This window comes from Kribbella pittospori (genome assembly GCF_004331465.1).
In the GTDB taxonomy this organism is placed as follows: Bacteria; Actinomycetota; Actinomycetes; order Propionibacteriales; family Kribbellaceae; genus Kribbella; species Kribbella pittospori.
In genome coordinates this window covers 1-18,105 of sequence record NZ_SJKB01000021.1, presented here as the reverse complement: position 1 = coordinate 18,105, position 18,105 = coordinate 1, and the positions used below count along the sequence as shown (strand labels likewise).

The window sequence follows — 18,105 nt, the reverse complement described above, 5'->3', positions numbered from 1 at the left end:
CTCGTGATCCTCTCGCTCGTGATTCCCCGTCAATCAGGTAGACCAACCTGGAACAGAAAAGGAATCGTTGCGGTGCCACCTACCTGCACGAGTGGACCTCCGGGACCGGGACGGGTGCTGGCCATGATCGTGGCAGGGGCGCCGAGCGAGTCGCCCATATCGACCTCCACCGTGGCCAAACCGCGCGTCGCCACGTGCACTGCCAGGCACGCCGTGCTGTTTGCGTTCGCGATGTCTTCAGGTACGCCGATCGACGGAGCGAACATGCGCGCCGCGGCACGACCGTGATGCCGCGGCGCGCTGTAGACGTAGCAGCCCAACAATCCCAGCCAGTCGCAGGCCTCGCGCAGACGGTTCAGATCCGGAGTCAGCTCTGCGACCATCCTCCGGTCAGGAACCTGCACCAGCATCCGCGGCCGTCCCACCGAGGCAATCTGGCATTGCGTCGAGCCCTGATCAGGATCAAGACCCAAGGCGGACACGACCAATTCGCTCTTCCCGCGAGCGATCGCCCGCAGCTCGACTTGGCCGGGATCGAAATCGGCCCGGAACCGGCCGCGACCGCCGCGTGCCCGACCACGGTACGTCCGGCCACCAGACTGCAGCGTCACCTCGTACTCCGACTCTCCAGCGCGTTCAGCAAGCACCGCCAGAGCGGCCACAGTGCCATGCCCACACGCAGGCAACTCACCAGCGGCGGTGAAGAAGCGCAGCGAGACCTCCGGCCGAGAGGATCTGTGGTCTTGGGCGGAGATGAACACGGCATGCGAGGTGCCTGCAGTGACCGGTATCGCACAACGCTCGGCGTCACTGAGCGAAGTGTCATCGGCCACCACCGCGGTGGGGCTTCCGCCCTGCCAACCACGCTGGCAGGCGTTCACTACAACAATGTTCGGGCTCACGAGCCTGCAACCGAACGGCCGTCTCTGGGTGCGAACACAGTCGGGGCCTCGGCGTCCCGGGTGACCGCCCTAACCCTCAGCGCTGGGGTCACTTTCGCCTTTCGTGTGGGTCAGAACACGCCGCCGCCGGCGAGGTTCTGCCCGGTGACCCAGCGGGCTTCATGGCCCGCCAGGAAGAGTGCAACGTCAGCCACATCGTCGGGCTGACCGATGCGCCGGAACGGCGACATCATCGCGACGGTGTCGCGGTGCTGATCCTGCATCATATCGGTCTCGGTCGGGCCGGGCGAGATCGCGTTCACGGTGACGTTGCGTGGCCCGAGCTCGGTGGCGAGCACCCGGACGAACTGCTCCACGGCTCCCTTACTGCCCAGGTACAGCGACTGGTTGGCAAAGAACATCCTGGTCCCGCCGGTCGAGCTCACGATGATCCGGCCACCGTCGTTAACGCGCCTCGCGGCCTGCTGCAGAACAAGAACACACCCTTGGTGTTGGTGCCGAAGACGCGGTCGTAGTCCTCCTCGGTGCAATCCACCAATCGCTTCTGTCTGGGGCGATGAGGACCGCCTCACTCCCCGCGCGTCGATCGATGACTGGACGGCACAGGGGCCCCGACTGGAACCTGGTCGTCCTCCACCGCGTGGGTCACGCGCCGCCGTTCGAGGCCCCCGCCGATTACGCTCGCACCATCATCGACTGGTGTGGACCACGGGCTCACCACCGGTAGACCTGTGCAGCGCCTTTACTCAACAGCACGTCGCGGATCATCGCGGGCAAGTTCGATCAGCGGTGCCCCGGTGCGTCCATGCTGCTCGGATGAGCAAGACCAGGGGCCCGCAGACTCAAGCACCACCGGTGCTCAGACGAATTCAGTCAACTGTCCGCCGTGATCGCGCGTCGAGACGGCGAGGAACGGATCTGGTCGCGGCCGGCGCACTTGGCCCATCCCCACGCGCGACGTTCCAGTGGATCGGGTCGGCTTCCCGGTGATCGCGACACGCGAGGATGGTACTGGTTCGACCACGAGCACCTCGCTATGTATCTGCGGGCACGAGACGCTGAGGAGTCCTTCAACCGGTCCGGGGGTCATCCCACCCACGTCCTGATCGCGCTGGAAACTTTCGATGGGGCATCGGCACACCTCCCGTGGGTTAATCGCCTGATCGACACCACGCATCAGAATTGCTCGGGGTAGGCCGGATGTGGAGTAGTCCGTTACGGATGAGGCCGCTCTGCGTGGCGGGCGGAAAGAGTAGAGGCATGACGACCTCACCCCGAGATGCCACCGCTGCCATCCGCGCCCAGCACCAGGACGCACTCGCGTCGCTGCCGTTCTCCGACACTCGCGACTTCGGGGACGCCACCCGCGGCCTGATCGTGCCGATCGAGGAGCCGGTTCGTGCGCCAGACGGCACGATGCTGTGGGACAACTCGACGTACGACTTCGTCGACGGCGACGCACCGGACACGGTGCACCCGAGCCTGTGGCGGCAGTCGAGGCTAGCGTCGGTCGACGGGCTGTTCGAGGTCGCGGACGGCATCTATCAGGTTCGCGGGATGGACCTGTCGAACACCTCGATCGTCGAGGGCGACGAAGGCATCATCGTCTTCGACACACTCCTGTCGGTCGAGACGGGTGCGGCCGCGTTGGCGCTGTACCGCAAGCACCGCGGCGAGCGGCCGGTGAAGGCGGTCGTCATCACCCATTCCCACGCCGACCACTTCGGCGGCATCAAGGGCTTCGTCTCCCAGGAAGAGGTCGACTCCGGGCAGGTGCGGATCTTCGCGCCCGACGGGTTCATCGAGCACGCCGTGTCCGAGAACGTGTACGCCGGCACCGCGATGAACCGGCGAGCCGGCTACATGTACGGCGCGGCGCTCGCCCGCAGCCCCCGGGGCGGTCTCGGCGCCGGGCTCGGGCAGACCCTGTCCATCGGCACCGTGTCCCTGATGGAGCCGACTGACCTGATCACCACCACCGGTCACGAGGAGATCGTCGACGGGGTCCGCATGGTCTTCCAGATGGCCCCGGACACCGAGGCGCCCTCGGAGTTCCTGATCTACCTGCCCGAGCACAAGGCCCTGTGCGCGGCCGAGGACGCCACCCACAACCTGCACAACCTCCTCACCCTGCGCGGAGCAGTCGTCCGCGACCCGCACGGCTGGTCCAACTACCTCACCGAGACCATCGACCTCTTCGGTGGCGACGTGGAGGTCGTCTTCGCCTCGCACCACTAGCCCACCTGGGGCAACGACCGAGTGGTCGAGTTCCTCGGCCTACAACGCGACCTCTACGCCTATCTGCACGACCAAACCCTGCGGATGCTGAACAAAGGCCTGACCGGACCGGAGATCGCCGAGGAGATCACTCTGCCGCCAGTGCTCGAGAACACGTGGAGCACGCGTGGCTACTACGGCTCGGTCAGCCACAACGTGAAGGCCATCTACCAGCGCTATCTCGGCTGGTTCGACGGCAACCCCGCCCACCTGTGGGAGCACACACCGATCGAGCGCGCCACGCGGTACGTCGACGCGATCGGCGGGCTCGACACCGTGGTCGAGAAGGCGCGATCGGCGTACGACGCCGGCGACTACCGCTGGGCCGCCGAACTCGCCAACCACGCGGTCTTCGCCCAGCCCGACCATGCCGGTGCCCGCGAGGTACTCGCCGACACCTACGAGCAGCTCGGCTACGGCTCGGAGAACGGCACCTGGCGCGACTTCTACCTGTCCGCCGCGACCGAGCTCCGAGACGGTCAGTTCGGCACTCCGACCGAGACCACCGCGCCCGACGTGATCGGGCAGCTCACCCCCGCGATGCTCTTCGACGCCATCGCGATCCAGGTCAACGGCCCCAAGGCATGGGACGAGAAACTCACCATCGACGTCGCGCTGACCGACGTCGACGAACGCTACCGACTCCGCCTCGCGAACGGCGTACTCACCTACAGCGCCCGGCCGCAGCACGGACACGCCGACGCCACCCTCACCACGACCAAGCGCGCACTCCCGGCACTGGCCGGCCTCAATGCCGACGCCCTCGCCGCCGCCGGTGTCGAGCTCACCGGTGACCGAGCCGTCCTAGCCCGACTCGCCGCCGTGCTCGACCCAGGCGACAAGAACTTCGCCATCGTCACTCCGTAGAGGCCCATATGGCGATGGGCTTGATCTGGTCGGCGGGTTGAGAGCCTGCGGAGAGGCCTTCGACGGTATCTCCGGCGAGGTGGCGTCGGAGTCGGTCAGCGCGGTGAACACCCGGGCTGGCGATGGCGGTTCAGTCAGACCCATCGCGCGACCGAAGACGACCGGATTGCGGAGCATGCGCAGCTCGTCGACGAGGCCGAGCTCGAACGCTGCCAAGTCCACTCATGCGCCACGCGAACCGAGACATCGTTGTCGATCGACCAGGCGAGCCAGCCACCGTCAGGGTTGCGGATCTCTTCGTTGCGTTCGCGGCAGACGCCGGCGAGGTCTTGGAGGTTGCGGGGTTTGGTGGACCCCGGGTCGGGCGCAGACATCGGCAGCCGCCTGCGCCGAAGCCACCGCGGCGGCTCGACCGCCTTGTCTGGCAGGTCGATCGAGGTTGTCGATCGGCCTGCCCTGCTTGACAGTGCTGGTTGGACTCGGTTAGTTGCTGGCGAGTCCGGCGGTGCCTGTTGTGGCGGCTCCGGTGATGTCTTGTTGCGGCGTGAGGGAGCCGTCGTCATGGACGTCGAACGAGGCGACGGCGCCGTTCGCGAGACGGACATAGAGGGACTTGTTGTCGGGGCTGAGCGCGGCATCGGTGCCACCGCCGCTGGTGGGAGCGGCTACTGACGCGAGAAGGTGCAGTCGCCCACCGGCACTGATGCGGTACGACGAGATCGAAGAGCTCGCCGCGTTGACGGTGTACGCGTAGTGGCCGTCGGCGGTGACGACCAGCCAGCAGGCTGCGGCCTGCTTGTCGGCGACCGAGGCGCTGATCGTCCGCAGTCGGTTGACGTGCACGGAGTACGACGAGACAGCTGACGGGCCGGCCTCGGAGACGATCGCGTCACCGCGTCGATCAAAGGCGAACCCGTACGGCGTGGCACCGGACGAGTGGTGGGCTGTCGCCGACCCGGCGTAGCCGTTTCGCACCGCGAACGTGTCGATCGTCTGGTCGCCCTTGTGGGTGACGACCAGGCTCTGCCCGTCGGGGGTGAAGCTGACCTGGGCGGCGTCGGTCGGGGTCGCACCGGACTTGCTGAGCGACCTGCTCGAGTGCGGTAACGGCCGCAGTCGTCCGTCGTGGCCGACTCGCAGGCCACTGATGGTCTCGCTGCCCTGGTTGAGGACATACACGACTCCGTGCCGGACGGTCACACTCACCGGTCGGTCGCCTCCGCTGGAGGCGACCGAACGGCGGACAAGGCCACGCTCGGTGATGGCCAGCGTCGAGACCGTGTCGTCACCGGCGTTCACGGCGAACAGCAGATCGCCGTCACGGACCAAGCCGTACTGCGATGCGAGCGACGCGCCCAGTCCCCGGCCACCAGTTGGGACTGTCGCACCGGCCCGTAGCCGGCCGTCGCGCAGCCGGTCGAACACTTGGACCGCGTTGCCGGTGGGAGAGTTCGTCGTCTCGTACACATGACCGACGACGCCGCTCCCGGCGAATCGTCCGGCCGCCGGACCCGCGGCGTTCGCCGGACCGACCGACAGCACCGACGCCGCCGCAACGGCAGCTACGGCGGGCGCCAGAACCCGGACAGAATGAATGGGCATGGAAATTCCTCTCAGACAAGGAAGACTGGAATGCCTCTGACAGTAAATCTCTCCCCGATCCCTGAGCGGAATTTTCCTGCGCGGTAAGGGTGCCGTTATCGGAGGACCTCCGAGCGTGATTTGTTCGCGTAATTTAAGCTGTGCTTCTCCGTAGTGGTCGCCGTACCGAGCGCTCACCCTCCGCCGATCAGAAGCGCGCGTGCCGGGTGGTCGGCTGGACTGCGGCTGATCGGGGCCGACGCCTGACATGACCTCGGATCAGCTGCGCAAGTATGGTTCAAGGTGTGAACGTCGAGGAGGTTCTGGCCGCTCACCGCGACCACGGGCGGGCGTTCACCGCGGCCGGCGTGCGGAGTTTCGTGCTGGATGAAGGCCCGTCCGACGCGGAGCCGGTTGTCTGCCTGCACGGCGTACCGGCATCGTCGTTCGTCTACCGTGCGGTGCTGCCCGAACTCGCACGCCGTGGACTGCGCGGGGTCGCATTCGACCTGCCTGGCCTGGGACTGGCCGCACGACCGGATGACTTCGATTACTCGTGGACGGGGCTCGGTCAGTGGGCGTCCGGCGCGCTCGACGCGCTCGGGCTGGGGCAGGTGCACCTCGTCGTTCATGACATCGGTGGGCCGGTCGGATTCGAGCTCGCGGCCGTCGACTCTGGCCGCGTCCGTCGCTCCTTCTACTGAACACGATTGTTGCAGTCGACACCTTTCGGCGCCCCTGGGTGATGGAACCCTTTGCGCACCGTGGCATCGGGCAGGCGTGGCTCGCGGCGGCCGGCGTACCGGTGGTGTTCCGCACGCTGATGCGGACGATCGGCGTCGGTCCTGGTGTGCCCGCCGCTGAGATCGACGCGCACCGGCGCCTGCTGCTCGGCGCCGACTCGGGGCGCGCATTCCTGCGGATCATGCGCTCCTTCGAGCGAACCACCGACAAGCGGCGGCGGTACGAAGCCGCCGTTGGCTCCGGCGCATATCCGGTGGGACTGCTGTGGGGCAGCAAGGATCCGGCCCTTCCGTTGCGCACGTACGGCGTCCAGGCCCGCCTGGCCGCCCGGCTCGCTGACATCCCCACTGTCCCGGCAAAACACTTCCTCCAGGAATACGTCCCCGCCGACATCGCCGCCGCCGTCAGAGAGCTGACGCAGCGTTCCGATCCGGACACCTGACTGGACCGTGGCCCGCAGGTTGAGGCACCACGCAACTTCAATTCGTCCATCTGCGTGACCTGGCCATGTCCCCGGATCGGCCGTACTCGATTCCCAAACCCGCCCCGGCTATCTGCTCCCCGGACTGCCCGCCAACTTCAGCACCGTCGCCGAAGCAGCTGCCCGACACGGCGAAACCGCCATCGGCTACCGCATCCTCGCCGAAACTGACGCCGGCACCTCAGTCGGTCTGTGCCCAGGGCGGCGCCGGACAATTGCCGGAGTCAACGAGCTCGTTCGCGTACGACGCGAGCCACGTCGAGTCGGCGGACGGCACACTCGGTGGTGTAGATCGCGGTGCCTACCGGCTCGTCCAGAAGGCCCGTCAGCGGGAGGTATCCGGGGAATTGCGCGGTCAGCGGAGTACATCTGGACGGCGCGAAACCGGCAGGACGTGCTCGGGGATCCGCACCTACCAATGGTCTTGAGAACTACATCCGCCCAGAGCACGGCTTCGGAGTGGCGCCGACACCACGACGGACTCACGATGGTCTGCTCGGCTGGCCGTTCGCCGAAGCGCAGGCCTACAAAGCCCGGTCGGGGTGCTCACCTGGCGGCGGACCAACCACTCCAACCTGCCGGCCGAGCAGGTGTACGACCGCTTCGAACGCCTCGCCACCCTGGGAATTGGAGGCCTCTAGCGAAGCCGTGTCCGGCGGGCAGCGTCAGCGTCCTCAACGTGTGGACGCCTCCTCCACAGCCCCGCACGGGACGGCTACTCTGATCTCTGGTGACCGGGCTTCCATTCGAACGGATCATTGGCTTAGAAGGTGATTTCCATGAAGGCTCTGGTCCGCTCGATCAGGGTTCGTTCGACCGGTCGGCGTTCCATCGAGGAGGCGCCGAAGCGCATCCGCCGCACCGGCTACGCGACGGTCGACGACGAGGCACAAGTGATTCCGCGGAAACTGCACAGCGTCCTGGACTGACGAATGAGAGCTGCGAACGCGGTCGAGAGCACACGATCAGCAGCGCGGCTGTGCTGCGGAGTCCTGGTCGGCATCGCCCTCACCGTGCTCGTCCTCGAACTCGCGCTGCGGGGACTCGATGGGCCGGAGTACACGCGAGTGCGGCGAGCCGAGTTCGGTCCCTTCAGCTGGTTCATCGGCGCAGCCTTCACGGCCGCTTTCGTCACATCGGTCCTGCTGGTCGTCCATACACACCGCGCCCACAGCCGCGTGTTCCGACCGGCAGCGATCGCACTTGCGCTGCTCTTGCTCGCGGTGGTTGTGACCATCACCGTCAACGGTCCCATCAACTTCGAGCAGCAGAGCTGGAACGCAACGGCTCCTCCACCGACCTGGGAACAGGTGCGCGACCGCTGGCAGATCGCCCACGCCGTACGCACCGCTGCCTTGGTCCTCGCCCTGGCATTTCTGAATACACCCAGCAAACACGCACAGGAAACGCCGCAGCACTCCGCCTGACAGATGCCGGAAGTCATCCAACACCTACCGGGTCTTCACGGTGTTCAGCCACCACCAGAACACCTCCACCTCGGCATCTCAAACTCGAAGCCCACTGATGCCGGGCCCATAGCTCATCGACCCACGTACGGCTCTGCGATGCCTCTCTGGGTTGTCCTCGAACCCTGCGAATCGACCTGCAGGAGCGGGCTCCAGCACGCCACGCCCGCCGCTTCACCGTCCGTGCGAACCCGCCCGTGTGTCGTGAGTAGGCAGCTGACCAATCAGCTTGTGCTCCTCGTGTGCGCCAGGCGGAAGCATCAGCGAGCCGGGCTGCACAACTGGACCCTCCTTGCCTGGGTAGGCGAGCTCATGGACATCTTCACCGTGCCCGCGAGGGCTGCTGCCCGATCACATAACGGAGCACCGAGAGTGGTCCGGGCTTGAGCCCCACGTGGAACGCGCGAGCAGTGATCGTCGTGTCGGCGACGACATCGATCGGACCGCTGTATTGCCGGCTCAGCGCCTGGGGCGTGGAACCGTCGACCGTGTAGAGGACTTCCGGTGCGCCGGTCGTTCCCGCGCCGGCGCTCAGGTGTACCGATTGCGCGGCCGAATAGGTTCCGGCGGCAGGGTCCGCGGCAACCTCCGAGACCTCGACCGGGATCAGCGCCGCCCGTGCGTCGCGGAGCGCGTTCGCGGCCGCGTTCAGCGTGGCCTGGGTCGATGCCGCCGGCGATCGACGATCTCGTCGAAGACGGAGGTAGGAGCGTCAGAGTCAGGTCCGTGCTGAGGGTGAAGGGCGGTATGGAGGTGCATGCAATCAACGGTACGTCCGGCGGCGCGCAAGGTGTTCGCCTCTTTTGCGCAGAGAATGGCCGTTGGCGATAGATTTCGAGCTGTGGATGCGATCGATCGCGAGATTGTTGCCCTCCTGCAGGACCAAGGGCGAATTACAATCACTGAGCTGGCGGACCGGGTGCAGCTGAGCGTCTCTCGCTGCCAACGGCGAGTGCGGACCTTGGAAGACGACGGCGTCCTGCGCGGATACCGGGCCGTTGCCGACCCGACGGCGCTGGGGCTCGGGTTCGAGGTGCTGGTCTTCGCCGCGCTGGACCGCCCCGGCGCCGTCGAAGCGTTCGACGCCGCCATCGCCGACGTACCGCAGATCATCGAGGCTCAACGACTCTTCGGGGAACCGGACTACCTGATCCGCGTCGTCAGTGCGGACCTGGCCGCCTACCAGAAGCTGTACGAGTCGACGCTGGTCCAGCTGCCCGGAGTCACCGGGCTCAACTCGACAATCGTGATGAAGCACTCCGTGCCGCTGCGGCCGTATCCCGTCCGCTGAGACGGCGCGCCGGTGCCTATGCTCGATGCATTGAACGACTCAATCTCGAGGGGCTCCGGATGCCAGGCGGCTGACCGAACCCGGTGAGGACCGGATCCGTATGGGCGTCTAGTCGTCGGAGGCCTGTCCGCGTTGCTGCAGGGCGTCCCCGACATCCGCATCTGCGACGCCGCCTGACCCGGGCGAGGCGTTTCTTGTCCCGGAACGATTCCCGCGATCATCGGGCCGTGCAGGTCACCGAAGCGACGGCACCGATGCAGGTGGTCGGCGTGCACGAACGCCACCGTCGGCTGGTTCGGCGGCAGCTCCGGGCACTGCGCCGCCTGCCGCGGCGGCGACGTCGTCCACTGTCCGGACCGGCAGATCCCGGGCCTGTCGTACGTCGGCGGCTGGTCGACGACGATCACGGTCCCCGCGTCCGCACTTGTCCACGTTCCTGACGGGATGCCCCTTCCGGAAGCGGCATCGTTCGGGTGCGCCGGCGTCACCACGTTCCATGCCCTGCGGTACTCCGGCGCCGAGCCCGGTGACCTGGTCGCCGTGCTCGGCATCGGAGGTCTCGGCCATCTTGCGGTGCAGTTCGCTGCTGCCATGGGACTCGAGACGGTCGCGATCGCACGTGACAAGCGCGAGGCCGCTGTCGAGCTGGGCGCGTACTCGTGCACGGCGAAGGCAACATCGAAGGCGCGATCGAGCAACGGATGAGTCGTCACCGGGAAGATCCTGGCCAATGACTCGAGCGTGCTGGTGGCTCCGCGGGGAACGAACGGCGGCGTCCGCGGGACCGATTCGTCGAGTTCGAGTTCCGCGCTCTCGTCACGCCGCCGGATCCGGCGGCGGACCCTGCTCGCGTAGCCGCCGGCCGGCATACCGGGCCATGATGCCGAAGGAATGAAGGTCATGAACCGCTCTCGGTGATGAGTTCTTGCGCACGGTCTCGGCCGGCCGGACGAGTTGGGCGACGGTGCTGTTCACCAGAGGTTCATCGGTGAACTCACTCCAGGCCACGTGGATCGCCAGCACCGGCTCGGCAGGGGCGAGCCGGAGTACCGCCGTCGCTAGACGTCGCTCAGCCTTGCCCACGCCCAACCGACTGCCGCCAGTCCGGCCGGCGCGACGGCGGCGGTTAGTAGGACCGCGGCCGGACCTATCCCCGCGGACGCCTCCGGTCCGCCGGCCCCAGCCCACAGGGACGGGACTGCGTACGGGAACCACGACCCCGCCCCCAGCACGACGATGACCTGTGTCACGGCGACCAGCCCTACCAGGACACCCGCCGTCCCCAGCGCGCTGCGGGTGACGGTGGCGACCCAGGCGAAGGGCAGCGCGAGCCCGACGCCCAAGGAGCCTGCCCCGAGCCCGATCCCGGCGGCCAGCCAGGCATCGGGGCCGAGTTTGCCGCCGACCACCATCGAGGCGCCGATCGTGACGGCCACGGCCAGGAGAACACACGCGGTGAGCCAGCAGAGGAGCAGAAGCCCTTTCGCGAGAGCGATCGAACGTCGCGGGACGGGCAGTCCGAACAGGGCACCGACCGTACCCTCGCCGAATTCTCGTCCGAATGTCCAGGCGGCCGCGAAGCCGCCGGCGCCCAGGGTGGCAACCGACAGAATCTGCCCGCACACCTCGAGGCAGGCCACAGCGAGGGGACCGGTCGCGAAGGCGCCGAACTTCCCGGCCGCCGGCCCGGAGAGGTCGGGCGAGCGGGCGAGCGCAACCGAACCCACGCTCGCCAACGGCACTATCACCACCAGAAGCGGTGTGACCACCCAGGCCACGACGCTACGTCGGAGCTTGAGCAGCTCAACGGACCAGGCGGTTGCGATCGCGTTCACGGTCGGCCATCTCGTACTGAGCCTGTCGCCGCTCGGCTTTCGTCGTCGGCAAGCGCCATGGCGAAGAAGCGGCGCTCCAGGTTTGTCTCGCCGGGCCCGAGCGATCCGATGACGCGTCCGGCGTGCACAACCGCGATTCGGTCCGCGATTCGGGCGACCTCGTCGAGATGATGACTCGAGACAAGCACCGCGCAGCTGTTGACCGCCAACTCACGGACCAGCTCGCGGACGATGACAACGCCACGCGGGTCCAGAGCGCTGGTCGGCTCGTCCAATACCAGTGCCATCGGGCGATGCAGAACAGCCCCGGCGATCCCTACCCGTTGCCGATTTCCCTGCGACAAGGCGCGACCCCGTACGTCGGCCCACGGTTCCAGCTCGAACCGCGACATCGCCTGCTCGGCGGCCCGAGCGGCGCCGATGGCGGAGAACCCGTGCAGCCGTCCGGCGCACCGAAGGTTCTCCCGGACCGTCAGCTCGCCGTAGACCAGCGGCGTGTCAACGACATGGCCGAACCGCAGCGACGCCGCGCGAGGCAGATGCGCCGGGTCGGTGCCGAGCACCCGGGCGGTGCCGCGATCGGCCGTCAAGCGACCCACGAGGATCCGCATCGCCGTGGTCTTGCCTGCACCGTTGAGCCCGATGATCGCCACGACTTCCCCGGGCTCGACCCGGAGCGTGAATCCCTCGAGGGCAGGCCGACCGGCGAACGCACGGCTGACTCCGTCGAGTTCCAACGCGGCGGTCACGAGACACTCCGTCCGTACGGCTCCAGCTGCCTCAACGCCCGGGACACGGCCTCGGCCAGCGTGCCACCGAATTCAGGAAGGGCCAGTAGCGCAGCCGTGGCCGCACCCAGGCAAGCCCCCGCAGCGATCCTGGCGTCGAACTTGTCCGCGCCGCCGCGCACCAGGCGCTCGACAATGGCCTGCTCTGTGGCCACCGTCGCCTCCGCGACCGCAGCGCGCAGGGCCGGATGCGAGGCAGCCAGCGCGACTCGTCTGCGCGCCGTCACGTCCTCGAGCGCGCCAAGTGCTTCCAGAGCCACGAGCATGCCTCGGCGCGTGCGCTCCAACGCAGGCAAACTCAAGGGCTGCGCCTCGACAGCCTCGGCAATGACAGGGTCGTACGGATCTGACACCACGACTGCAGCCTTCGTTGAAAAGTGCCGAAAGAACGTCATCGGCGTCACACCTGCGGCCGCGGCGATCTGCGCTGTCGTCGTGGCCTCGTAACCGTCACGCTCAAACAGGTCGAGCGCAACATCCACAATCCGCGCCCGGGTACGCAACGAACGGGCCGAACTCAGCGCAACCACACCCAAATGTTAGTCACTAACAGCCGTCGGTGCACAACCACGGACACTCCCTACGGAAGGAGACAGCGCAATAAATCGTGTAGCTTGCTCGATGGTGTGCCGGGAAGCCTGGTCGGCGGCGGGGTGTGGTGTGCCGACCGAAGGGCGATCTCATGCTGTTCCGGATTCTGCTTGCTGTCGCGGGGCTGGTCGTCCTGACCTTGGCGGCCGATCACCTCGTCCTCGGCTCGTCTCGGCTGGCGCAGCGCTTGCGGATCAGCCCGGTCGTGGTCGGTGTCGTGGTCATCGGTCTGGGTACGTCGACGCCTGAGTTCCTCGTTTCCGGTGTCGCCGCGGCGCACGGGGACACCGGTCTGGCGGTCGGCAACATCGCCGGGTCCAACATCCTGAACCTGACGCTCGTCCTCGGCATCGCAGCGTTGGCCGGGTCGGTGGCGGTGACCTCGCACGTGATCCGTCGCGAGGTGCCGCTCGCCGTGGCCGCCGTGGTCCTGTTCTCGTTTCTGGCGTGGGTGGGCCTGAGCCCGGTGACCGGTGTGGCGCTCGCCGTCGCAGGCGTGTGCGCGGTGTTCGCCCTCGTGCGCTGGGCCCGCGAAGGGCGCAGCAACGAGGACGTCGCGGAGGAAGCGACGGAGTTCACGCAGGCACCCGCGACCGTTGACGTGCCCGTGCAAGCGTCGAGACTGCCGGCATGGTTCGAGCCGGTGCGCGCGGTCCTCGGCCTGGCGGGAGTCCTGGTCGGTGCTCAGCTCTTGGTCTCGAACGCGTCGGCGATCGCGACCGATCTCGCCGTACCACAGGTCATCATCGGCTTCACAGTCGTCGCGCTCGGTACGTCGCTGCCGGAGTTGGTGACCACTGTGCAGGCTCAGCGCCGCGGCGAGTCCGAGCTCGTCGTCGGAAACCTGTTCGGCAGCAACCTGTTCAACAGTCTGGTCGGGGGCGCGGTCGTCGGACTCGCCTCCGGTCCGGCCGCGACCGAACGGGCCGCCGTCGCCCTGAGCGTCACGATGATCCTGACCGCCGGCCTGGCCTGGATGCTGCTGCGCCGGGGCCTTGCGCTGACTCGCGTCGAGGCCCTCGTCCTGCTCGGCGCGTACGCCCTCACAATGCCGCTACTGCTCTCATCCTGAGCTTCTGACACACGAGTCCGTTCGGCGGATAACACCAGAGGCCTCGTTGTCACGATCGAGCTCGGTACGGCGAGAGCCTGATCGTCCTCGGTCCCGGCACGGGCACCTGGGCCGTAGTCGGGCGATCACCGAGGGGTTGCGCGCGCGTTGAACACTCGTTTAGCCTTTGAACGTGCGTTCAACGCAGGGTTCGGACAGTGAGCCGCCGGTCGGTACGGCGGCTCGGATCCGGGATGCCGCGCTCCAGCGGTTCGGGCGGGACGGGTTCTCGGCCGGGCTGCGTGCGGTGGCGGCGGATGCCGGTGTGACCGCGGGACTTGTCGTCCACCATTTCGGGTCGAAGGACGGTCTGCGCGCGGCCTGCGACGCGTACGTGCTGGAGTTCATCCACTCCGAGAAGATGAAGGCGACGACGCGGAGCGTGAACGCGATCGCGCAGCTCGCCGAGGTCGAGCAGTACGCGCCGTACGCGATGTATGCCCTGCGCAGCATGCAGGCCGGCGGCGAACTCGGCAAGGTCTTCGTCGACCGGATGGCCAAGGACGCCGAGGACTACCTGGAGGCCGGCGTACAGTCCGGCATGATCCGGCCGAGCCGCGACCCGGCCGCCCGGGCCCGGTGGCTGACGTACCAGCACACGGGCTCGCTGCTGCTGTGGATGTCCCTGCACGGCAAGGCCGTGGAGGTCAGCGACTTCCGGGACGAGCTGCGTCGGATGTCCGACGAGATCACCCTCCCCGCGCTGGAGCTGTTCACCGACGGCCTGTTCGTCGACCGTACGATGCTCGACGACTACCTGATGTACGTCCCCGATCCGCCGGCCGCCGAGCAGCGGTAAGTACTTGCGGACACGGCGTCGCCGCTGCGATGCCCCGAAGACGACATCACGCCGGGAGTATCCCGGAACACTCTGGAGAGGTTCAGCAATGCCTGCTGCCCTGGAGATCTCGCAACTGCACAAGTCCTTCGGTCAGGTGAAGGCCCTCGACGGCCTCGACCTGTCCGTCCCGACCGGTCAGGTGGCCGGGTTCCTCGGCCCGAACGGGGCCGGCAAGTCGACCACGATCAGGGTCCTGCTCGGCCTGCTGCGCGCCGACTCCGGCGACGTCTCGGTGCTCGGTAAGCACCCGTGGAACGACGCCGTCGCCCTGCACCGCCGGCTCTCCTACGTCCCCGGTGACGTGAGCCTGTGGCCGAACCTGACCGGCGGCGAAGCGATCGACCTGCTGTCCCGCCTCCGTGGCGGCCCCGACAAGGCTCGCAAGAACGAGCTGCTCGAGCGGTTCGAACTCGACCCGACGAAGAAAGGCCGCACCTACAGCAAGGGCAACCGGCAGAAAGTCGCCCTGGTCGCGGCACTCGCCGCCGACGTCGAACTGCTGATCCTCGACGAACCCACGTCAGGTCTCGACCCGCTGATGGAGACCGTCTTCCAGGACTGCATCGCCGATGCGAAGCAGGCCGGGCGCTCCGTCCTGCTGTCCAGCCACATCCTCGCCGAGGTCGAGAAGCTCTGTGACACCGTCACCATCATCCGCAACGGCCGCGCCGTCCAGTCCGGGACACTGGCCGGGCTGCGGCACCTGACGCGGACGACGATCACCGCCACCCTCGATCATCAGCCGACCACGCTGGCGGCGCTGAACGGCGTACACGATCTGCGGTACGACGACAGCGAGGTCACCTTCGACGTCGACGCCGACGAGATGCCCGCCGTGATCCGGCAGCTCGGACAGTTCGGCGTACGTACCCTGCACAGCGCCCCGCCGTCCCTGGAGCAACTGTTCCTCCGCCAGTACGGCGACGACCTCGTCGGAGCCGACTCATGAACTGGGCCATGAACGAAGATCTCACCGCCACCGGCGCACTCGTACGTTTCGCGCTCCGCAGAGACAGGGTGAAACTGCCCATCTGGATCGGAGCCATCGGGCTCGGCATGCTGTACGCGGTCAGCGCCCTGCCGACCGTCTACAGCACCCCCGCGGAGCGACAGGTCCGCGCCGGACTGATGGACTCACCCGCGGCCAAGATGATGTCCGGCCCGGGCTACGGGCTGGACAACTACACCCTCGGCGCCATGATCACCAACGAAATGGTGCTCTACCTGGCTATCCCGGCCGCGATGATGAGCATCTTCCTCATCACCCGCCACACCCGTGCCGAAGAGGAGACCGGCCGCGCCGAACTCATCCGCTCGGCCGTCGTCGGCCGGCATGCCGCCACCACAGCCGCGCTGATCGTCGCCGTGATCGCCAACGTCGGCGTCGCTCTGCTCACCGCGTTGGCGATGCTCAGCGGCGACCTTCCCGCAACCGACTCGTTCGCCGTCGGCGCGGGCATCGGGCTCACCGGGCTGTCGTTCGCCGGCATCGCCGTCGTCACCACTCAACTGACCGAGCATTCGCGCGCCGCCTCGAGTCTCGCCATGGCGGCGGTCGGCGCCGCCTTCCTGCTGCGCGCCATCGGCGACGTCTCCCAGCCCGGCGGCACCCTGCTGTCCTGGCTGTCGCCGCTGGCCTGGACGCAACAAGCCCGCCCGTTCGTCGACCTCCGCGGGTGGCCGCTGCTGCTCTCGATCGCGGTCCTCGTCGTGACCGTCGTGATCGGCTATGCGGTCTCGGTACGGCGTGATGTCGGTGCCGGACTGCTTCCGCCCAGATTGGGCCGGGCCGACGCCGCACCGTCGTTGTCGACGCCTTTCGGGCTGGCCGTTCGCCAGCAGCGCGTCAGCTTCATCGGGTGGGCGATCGGGCTGTTCGTGTTCGCCGTACCGATGGGGTCTCTCAGCGACTCCGTCGTCGACGCCGTCGCGGACAACCCACAGTTGGGCGAGGTGTTCACTGCGAGCGGTCAGGATCCGGTCGACGCCTTCTACTCGACGATGGCCCTGTTCTTCGCGCTCCTCGTGGGCGCCTTCGCCGTGATCTCCGTACTGAGGCTGCGATCCGAGGAACGCACCGGTCACACAGAGGCGGCCCTCGCCACCTCGGTCGACCGCCGGCGCTGGTTCTTCGCGTGGCTGGGGTTCACGACGCTTGCCTCCGCCGCGCTGCTGGTGATCAGTGGTCTCGGAATCGGGTTGGGGGCGGTGAGCGGTGCGGCCGGACCCGGCACGATCGCGGAGCTCACGGTCGGCACACTCGCGTTTCTCCCGGCCGTCATGGTCGTGGCCGGCGTCGCGGCGGCCTTGTTCGGCGTACGGCCATCGGCCTCGGCACTCGCCTGGATCGTCGTCGGGTACGCGGTCTTCTTCGGCATGTTCGGCGCCCTGCTCGACCTGCCGGACTGGGTCACCGACCTGTCCCCGTTCGCCCACACCACCGCGGCCCCGCTCGCCAACCTGCCCGTCGTACCGCTGCTCATCCTGACCGGGCTGGCGGCCGCTCTCGCCGTCATCGGCAGCACCACCTTCCGGCACCGCGACATCGAGACGACCTGATCTCCGGGATCACGATCTCGCCACCGACACAACATCCGGCCGCCAGTACCGATGTGACCATGACGTGCGAGCCCGAATGTCCGCCCGTGCCATCGGGCTCGCACAGGTCTCGTCGCCGAGGCTCAGCCGTCGTAGACAACCAATGACGTCGTGTGCCTCCACAGGTAACTGCCTACGTCGGACTTGCTGCCTCGACACAACTGCTGCCTGCCGTTCGTGAACGGGTTGTAATGCTCGTGCAGGCCAACCACATCACAGTTCCCGTACACCTTGAACGATGCGAGCTGATCGTTGGCCGACCCGCGGCGCCAGCCAACTGAAGGCGACCAAGCGGCGAACTCAGGCCTCCCGGCTATCGCAGACCGCACCACCGACCTCTGGCTGGTAGTCGCCAACTCGACCGCCAGAGATCTGCCAGTAGCTAGCGTCCCGGGTGTCCACCCATCCCCGGCCACCATCGGAGGACCACCGAATGCCGAAGACGATGAGAAGACTACTGATGGCGTTCGTGCTACTTGTCGCATCGATAAGTGCGGCCACTGGCGCAGCCGTTCCTGCGCAGGCAGGCACGGACTCCGACAGCATCCATGGATGCCCGTACAACAGGATGTGCATCTACCCGGCGAACAAGGGATGGAACAACGACCACCCGACGATTGGGTACATGTTCTTTGGGGTTGACCCGGTTCGACGGACACGGTTGGTGTGAGGTTGGTTCACGCTACCTGTTCGTGGGTGGTGGCTGGGGTTGATTCGAATGTTGCGGGGCTG

20 protein-coding genes are annotated in these 18,105 nt (G+C 67.4%); 12 read left to right on the top strand and 8 right to left on the bottom strand.

The annotated features are described in order from the left end of the window. Positions 1–29: 29 nt before the first annotated feature. Both E0H73_RS39835 and E0H73_RS39830 read right to left on the bottom strand, forming a co-directional pair. On the bottom strand, positions 30–902 hold the full coding sequence (locus E0H73_RS39835) for a PhzF family phenazine biosynthesis protein (RefSeq protein WP_131365509.1): 873 nt from the start codon (positions 900–902) through the stop codon (positions 30–32). 110 nt (positions 903–1,012) lie between these two features. Next, positions 1,013–1,474 carry an SDR family oxidoreductase gene (locus tag E0H73_RS39830; protein WP_238164579.1) on the bottom strand — a complete coding sequence of 154 codons (462 nt, stop codon included), beginning with the start codon at positions 1,472–1,474 and terminating at the stop codon, positions 1,013–1,015. Positions 1,475–2,162: 688 nt separating this feature from the next. Here E0H73_RS39830 and E0H73_RS47655 point away from each other — a divergent pair. Further along, positions 2,163–3,140 carry an alkyl/aryl-sulfatase gene (locus tag E0H73_RS47655; protein WP_238164578.1) on the top strand — a complete coding sequence of 326 codons (978 nt, stop codon included), beginning with the start codon at positions 2,163–2,165 and terminating at the stop codon, positions 3,138–3,140. Between the two features lie 21 nt (positions 3,141–3,161). Then, entirely contained in the window at positions 3,162–4,046 is an 885-nt protein-coding gene (locus tag E0H73_RS47650; RefSeq protein WP_238164577.1) for an alkyl sulfatase dimerization domain-containing protein, read from the top strand. Between the two features lie 483 nt (positions 4,047–4,529). Here the strand turns inward: E0H73_RS47650 and E0H73_RS39815 are convergent, their stop codons facing one another. After that, positions 4,530–5,648: a lactonase family protein gene (locus E0H73_RS39815; protein WP_165556017.1), complete on the bottom strand. Its 1,119-nt coding sequence runs from the start codon at positions 5,646–5,648 to the stop codon at positions 4,530–4,532. Between the two features lie 284 nt (positions 5,649–5,932). On the opposite strand from E0H73_RS39815, the gene E0H73_RS47645 reads away from it, so the two are divergent. The 4 genes from E0H73_RS47645 (at position 5,933) to E0H73_RS39805 (ending at position 8,279) form a co-directional block, all read left to right on the top strand. Further along, positions 5,933–6,331, top strand: a complete 399-nt coding sequence (locus tag E0H73_RS47645) for an alpha/beta fold hydrolase (RefSeq protein WP_238164576.1) — start codon at positions 5,933–5,935, stop codon at positions 6,329–6,331. Positions 6,332–6,372: 41 nt separating this feature from the next. Next, entirely contained in the window at positions 6,373–6,813 is a 441-nt protein-coding gene (locus E0H73_RS47640) for an alpha/beta fold hydrolase (RefSeq protein ID WP_238164575.1), read from the top strand. Between the two features lie 818 nt (positions 6,814–7,631). Beyond that, positions 7,632–7,781, top strand: coding sequence for a hypothetical protein (locus E0H73_RS46255; protein WP_165556016.1), 150 nt, complete (start codon positions 7,632–7,634; stop codon positions 7,779–7,781). 84 nt (positions 7,782–7,865) lie between these two features. Continuing rightward, complete coding sequence (locus E0H73_RS39805; RefSeq protein WP_238164574.1) at positions 7,866–8,279, top strand: anthrone oxygenase family protein; 414 nt, start codon at positions 7,866–7,868, stop codon at positions 8,277–8,279. 361 nt (positions 8,280–8,640) lie between these two features. Here E0H73_RS39805 and E0H73_RS48515 read toward each other — a convergent pair whose 3' ends face one another. Beyond that, positions 8,641–8,925, bottom strand: coding sequence for a chitobiase/beta-hexosaminidase C-terminal domain-containing protein (locus tag E0H73_RS48515; protein ID WP_420323452.1), 285 nt, complete (start codon positions 8,923–8,925; stop codon positions 8,641–8,643). Between the two features lie 150 nt (positions 8,926–9,075). Here E0H73_RS48515 and E0H73_RS39795 point away from each other — a divergent pair, with 150 nt between their 5' ends. Both E0H73_RS39795 and E0H73_RS47630 read left to right on the top strand, forming a co-directional pair. Continuing rightward, positions 9,076–9,609 (top strand): Lrp/AsnC family transcriptional regulator, encoded by a 534-nt coding sequence (locus E0H73_RS39795; protein WP_337590343.1) that lies wholly within the window; start codon positions 9,076–9,078, stop codon positions 9,607–9,609. A 444-nt stretch (positions 9,610–10,053) separates the two neighbouring features. Further along, positions 10,054–10,314: a hypothetical protein gene (locus tag E0H73_RS47630; protein ID WP_238164573.1), complete on the top strand. Its 261-nt coding sequence runs from the start codon at positions 10,054–10,056 to the stop codon at positions 10,312–10,314. A gap of 111 nt (positions 10,315–10,425) precedes the next feature. On the opposite strand, the gene E0H73_RS39785 is transcribed toward E0H73_RS47630, so the two are convergent. Genes E0H73_RS39785 through E0H73_RS39770 form a run of 4 tightly spaced genes read right to left on the bottom strand, consistent with a single transcriptional unit; the run spans position 10,426 to position 12,762 of the window. Continuing rightward, positions 10,426–10,692, bottom strand: a complete 267-nt coding sequence (locus E0H73_RS39785) for a hypothetical protein (protein ID WP_131365498.1) — start codon at positions 10,690–10,692, stop codon at positions 10,426–10,428. After that, on the bottom strand, positions 10,668–11,444 hold the full coding sequence (locus tag E0H73_RS39780) for an ABC transporter permease (RefSeq protein WP_165556015.1): 777 nt from the start codon (positions 11,442–11,444) through the stop codon (positions 10,668–10,670). Before E0H73_RS39780 ends, E0H73_RS39785 begins: the two co-directional genes overlap by 25 nt. Next, on the bottom strand, positions 11,441–12,193 hold the full coding sequence (locus tag E0H73_RS39775; protein ID WP_202867801.1) for an ABC transporter ATP-binding protein: 753 nt from the start codon (positions 12,191–12,193) through the stop codon (positions 11,441–11,443). Before E0H73_RS39775 ends, E0H73_RS39780 begins: the two co-directional genes overlap by 4 nt. Beyond that, complete coding sequence (locus E0H73_RS39770) at positions 12,190–12,762, bottom strand: TetR/AcrR family transcriptional regulator (protein ID WP_202867800.1); 573 nt, start codon at positions 12,760–12,762, stop codon at positions 12,190–12,192. Before E0H73_RS39770 ends, E0H73_RS39775 begins: the two co-directional genes overlap by 4 nt. A 152-nt stretch (positions 12,763–12,914) precedes the next feature. Between E0H73_RS39770 and E0H73_RS39765 the strand changes: the two genes are divergently transcribed. The 4 genes from E0H73_RS39765 (at position 12,915) to E0H73_RS39750 (ending at position 17,334) form a co-directional block, all read left to right on the top strand. Next, positions 12,915–13,895: a calcium/sodium antiporter gene (locus E0H73_RS39765; RefSeq protein WP_131365492.1), complete on the top strand. Its 981-nt coding sequence runs from the start codon at positions 12,915–12,917 to the stop codon at positions 13,893–13,895. A 172-nt stretch (positions 13,896–14,067) separates the two neighbouring features. Then, positions 14,068–14,733, top strand: coding sequence for a TetR/AcrR family transcriptional regulator (locus E0H73_RS39760; protein ID WP_131365490.1), 666 nt, complete (start codon positions 14,068–14,070; stop codon positions 14,731–14,733). Positions 14,734–14,821: 88 nt separating this feature from the next. After that, on the top strand, positions 14,822–15,724 hold the full coding sequence (locus E0H73_RS39755) for an ABC transporter ATP-binding protein (RefSeq protein WP_131365488.1): 903 nt from the start codon (positions 14,822–14,824) through the stop codon (positions 15,722–15,724). Between the two features lie 8 nt (positions 15,725–15,732). Further along, positions 15,733–17,334 (top strand): ABC transporter permease, encoded by a 1,602-nt coding sequence (locus E0H73_RS39750; RefSeq protein WP_131365486.1) that lies wholly within the window; start codon positions 15,733–15,735, stop codon positions 17,332–17,334. Positions 17,335–18,105: the final 771 nt, after the last annotated feature.

Coding starts and splice junctions, on each gene's coding strand:
- E0H73_RS46255 (WP_165556016.1), top strand. CDS start 7,632: ATGAAGGCTCTGGTCCGCTCGATCAGGGTTCGTTCGACCGGTCGGCGT.
- E0H73_RS39755 (WP_131365488.1), top strand. CDS start 14,822: ATGCCTGCTGCCCTGGAGATCTCGCAACTGCACAAGTCCTTCGGTCAG.
- E0H73_RS39750 (WP_131365486.1), top strand. CDS start 15,733: ATGAACGAAGATCTCACCGCCACCGGCGCACTCGTACGTTTCGCGCTC.
- E0H73_RS39765 (WP_131365492.1), top strand. CDS start 12,915: ATGCTGTTCCGGATTCTGCTTGCTGTCGCGGGGCTGGTCGTCCTGACC.
- E0H73_RS47655 (WP_238164578.1), top strand. CDS start 2,163: ATGACGACCTCACCCCGAGATGCCACCGCTGCCATCCGCGCCCAGCAC.
- E0H73_RS47630 (WP_238164573.1), top strand. CDS start 10,054: ATGCCCCTTCCGGAAGCGGCATCGTTCGGGTGCGCCGGCGTCACCACG.
- E0H73_RS39815 (WP_165556017.1), bottom strand. CDS start 5,648: ATGCCCATTCATTCTGTCCGGGTTCTGGCGCCCGCCGTAGCTGCCGTT.
- E0H73_RS47640 (WP_238164575.1), top strand. CDS start 6,373: ATGGAACCCTTTGCGCACCGTGGCATCGGGCAGGCGTGGCTCGCGGCG.
- E0H73_RS39795 (WP_337590343.1), top strand. CDS start 9,076: ATGCAATCAACGGTACGTCCGGCGGCGCGCAAGGTGTTCGCCTCTTTT.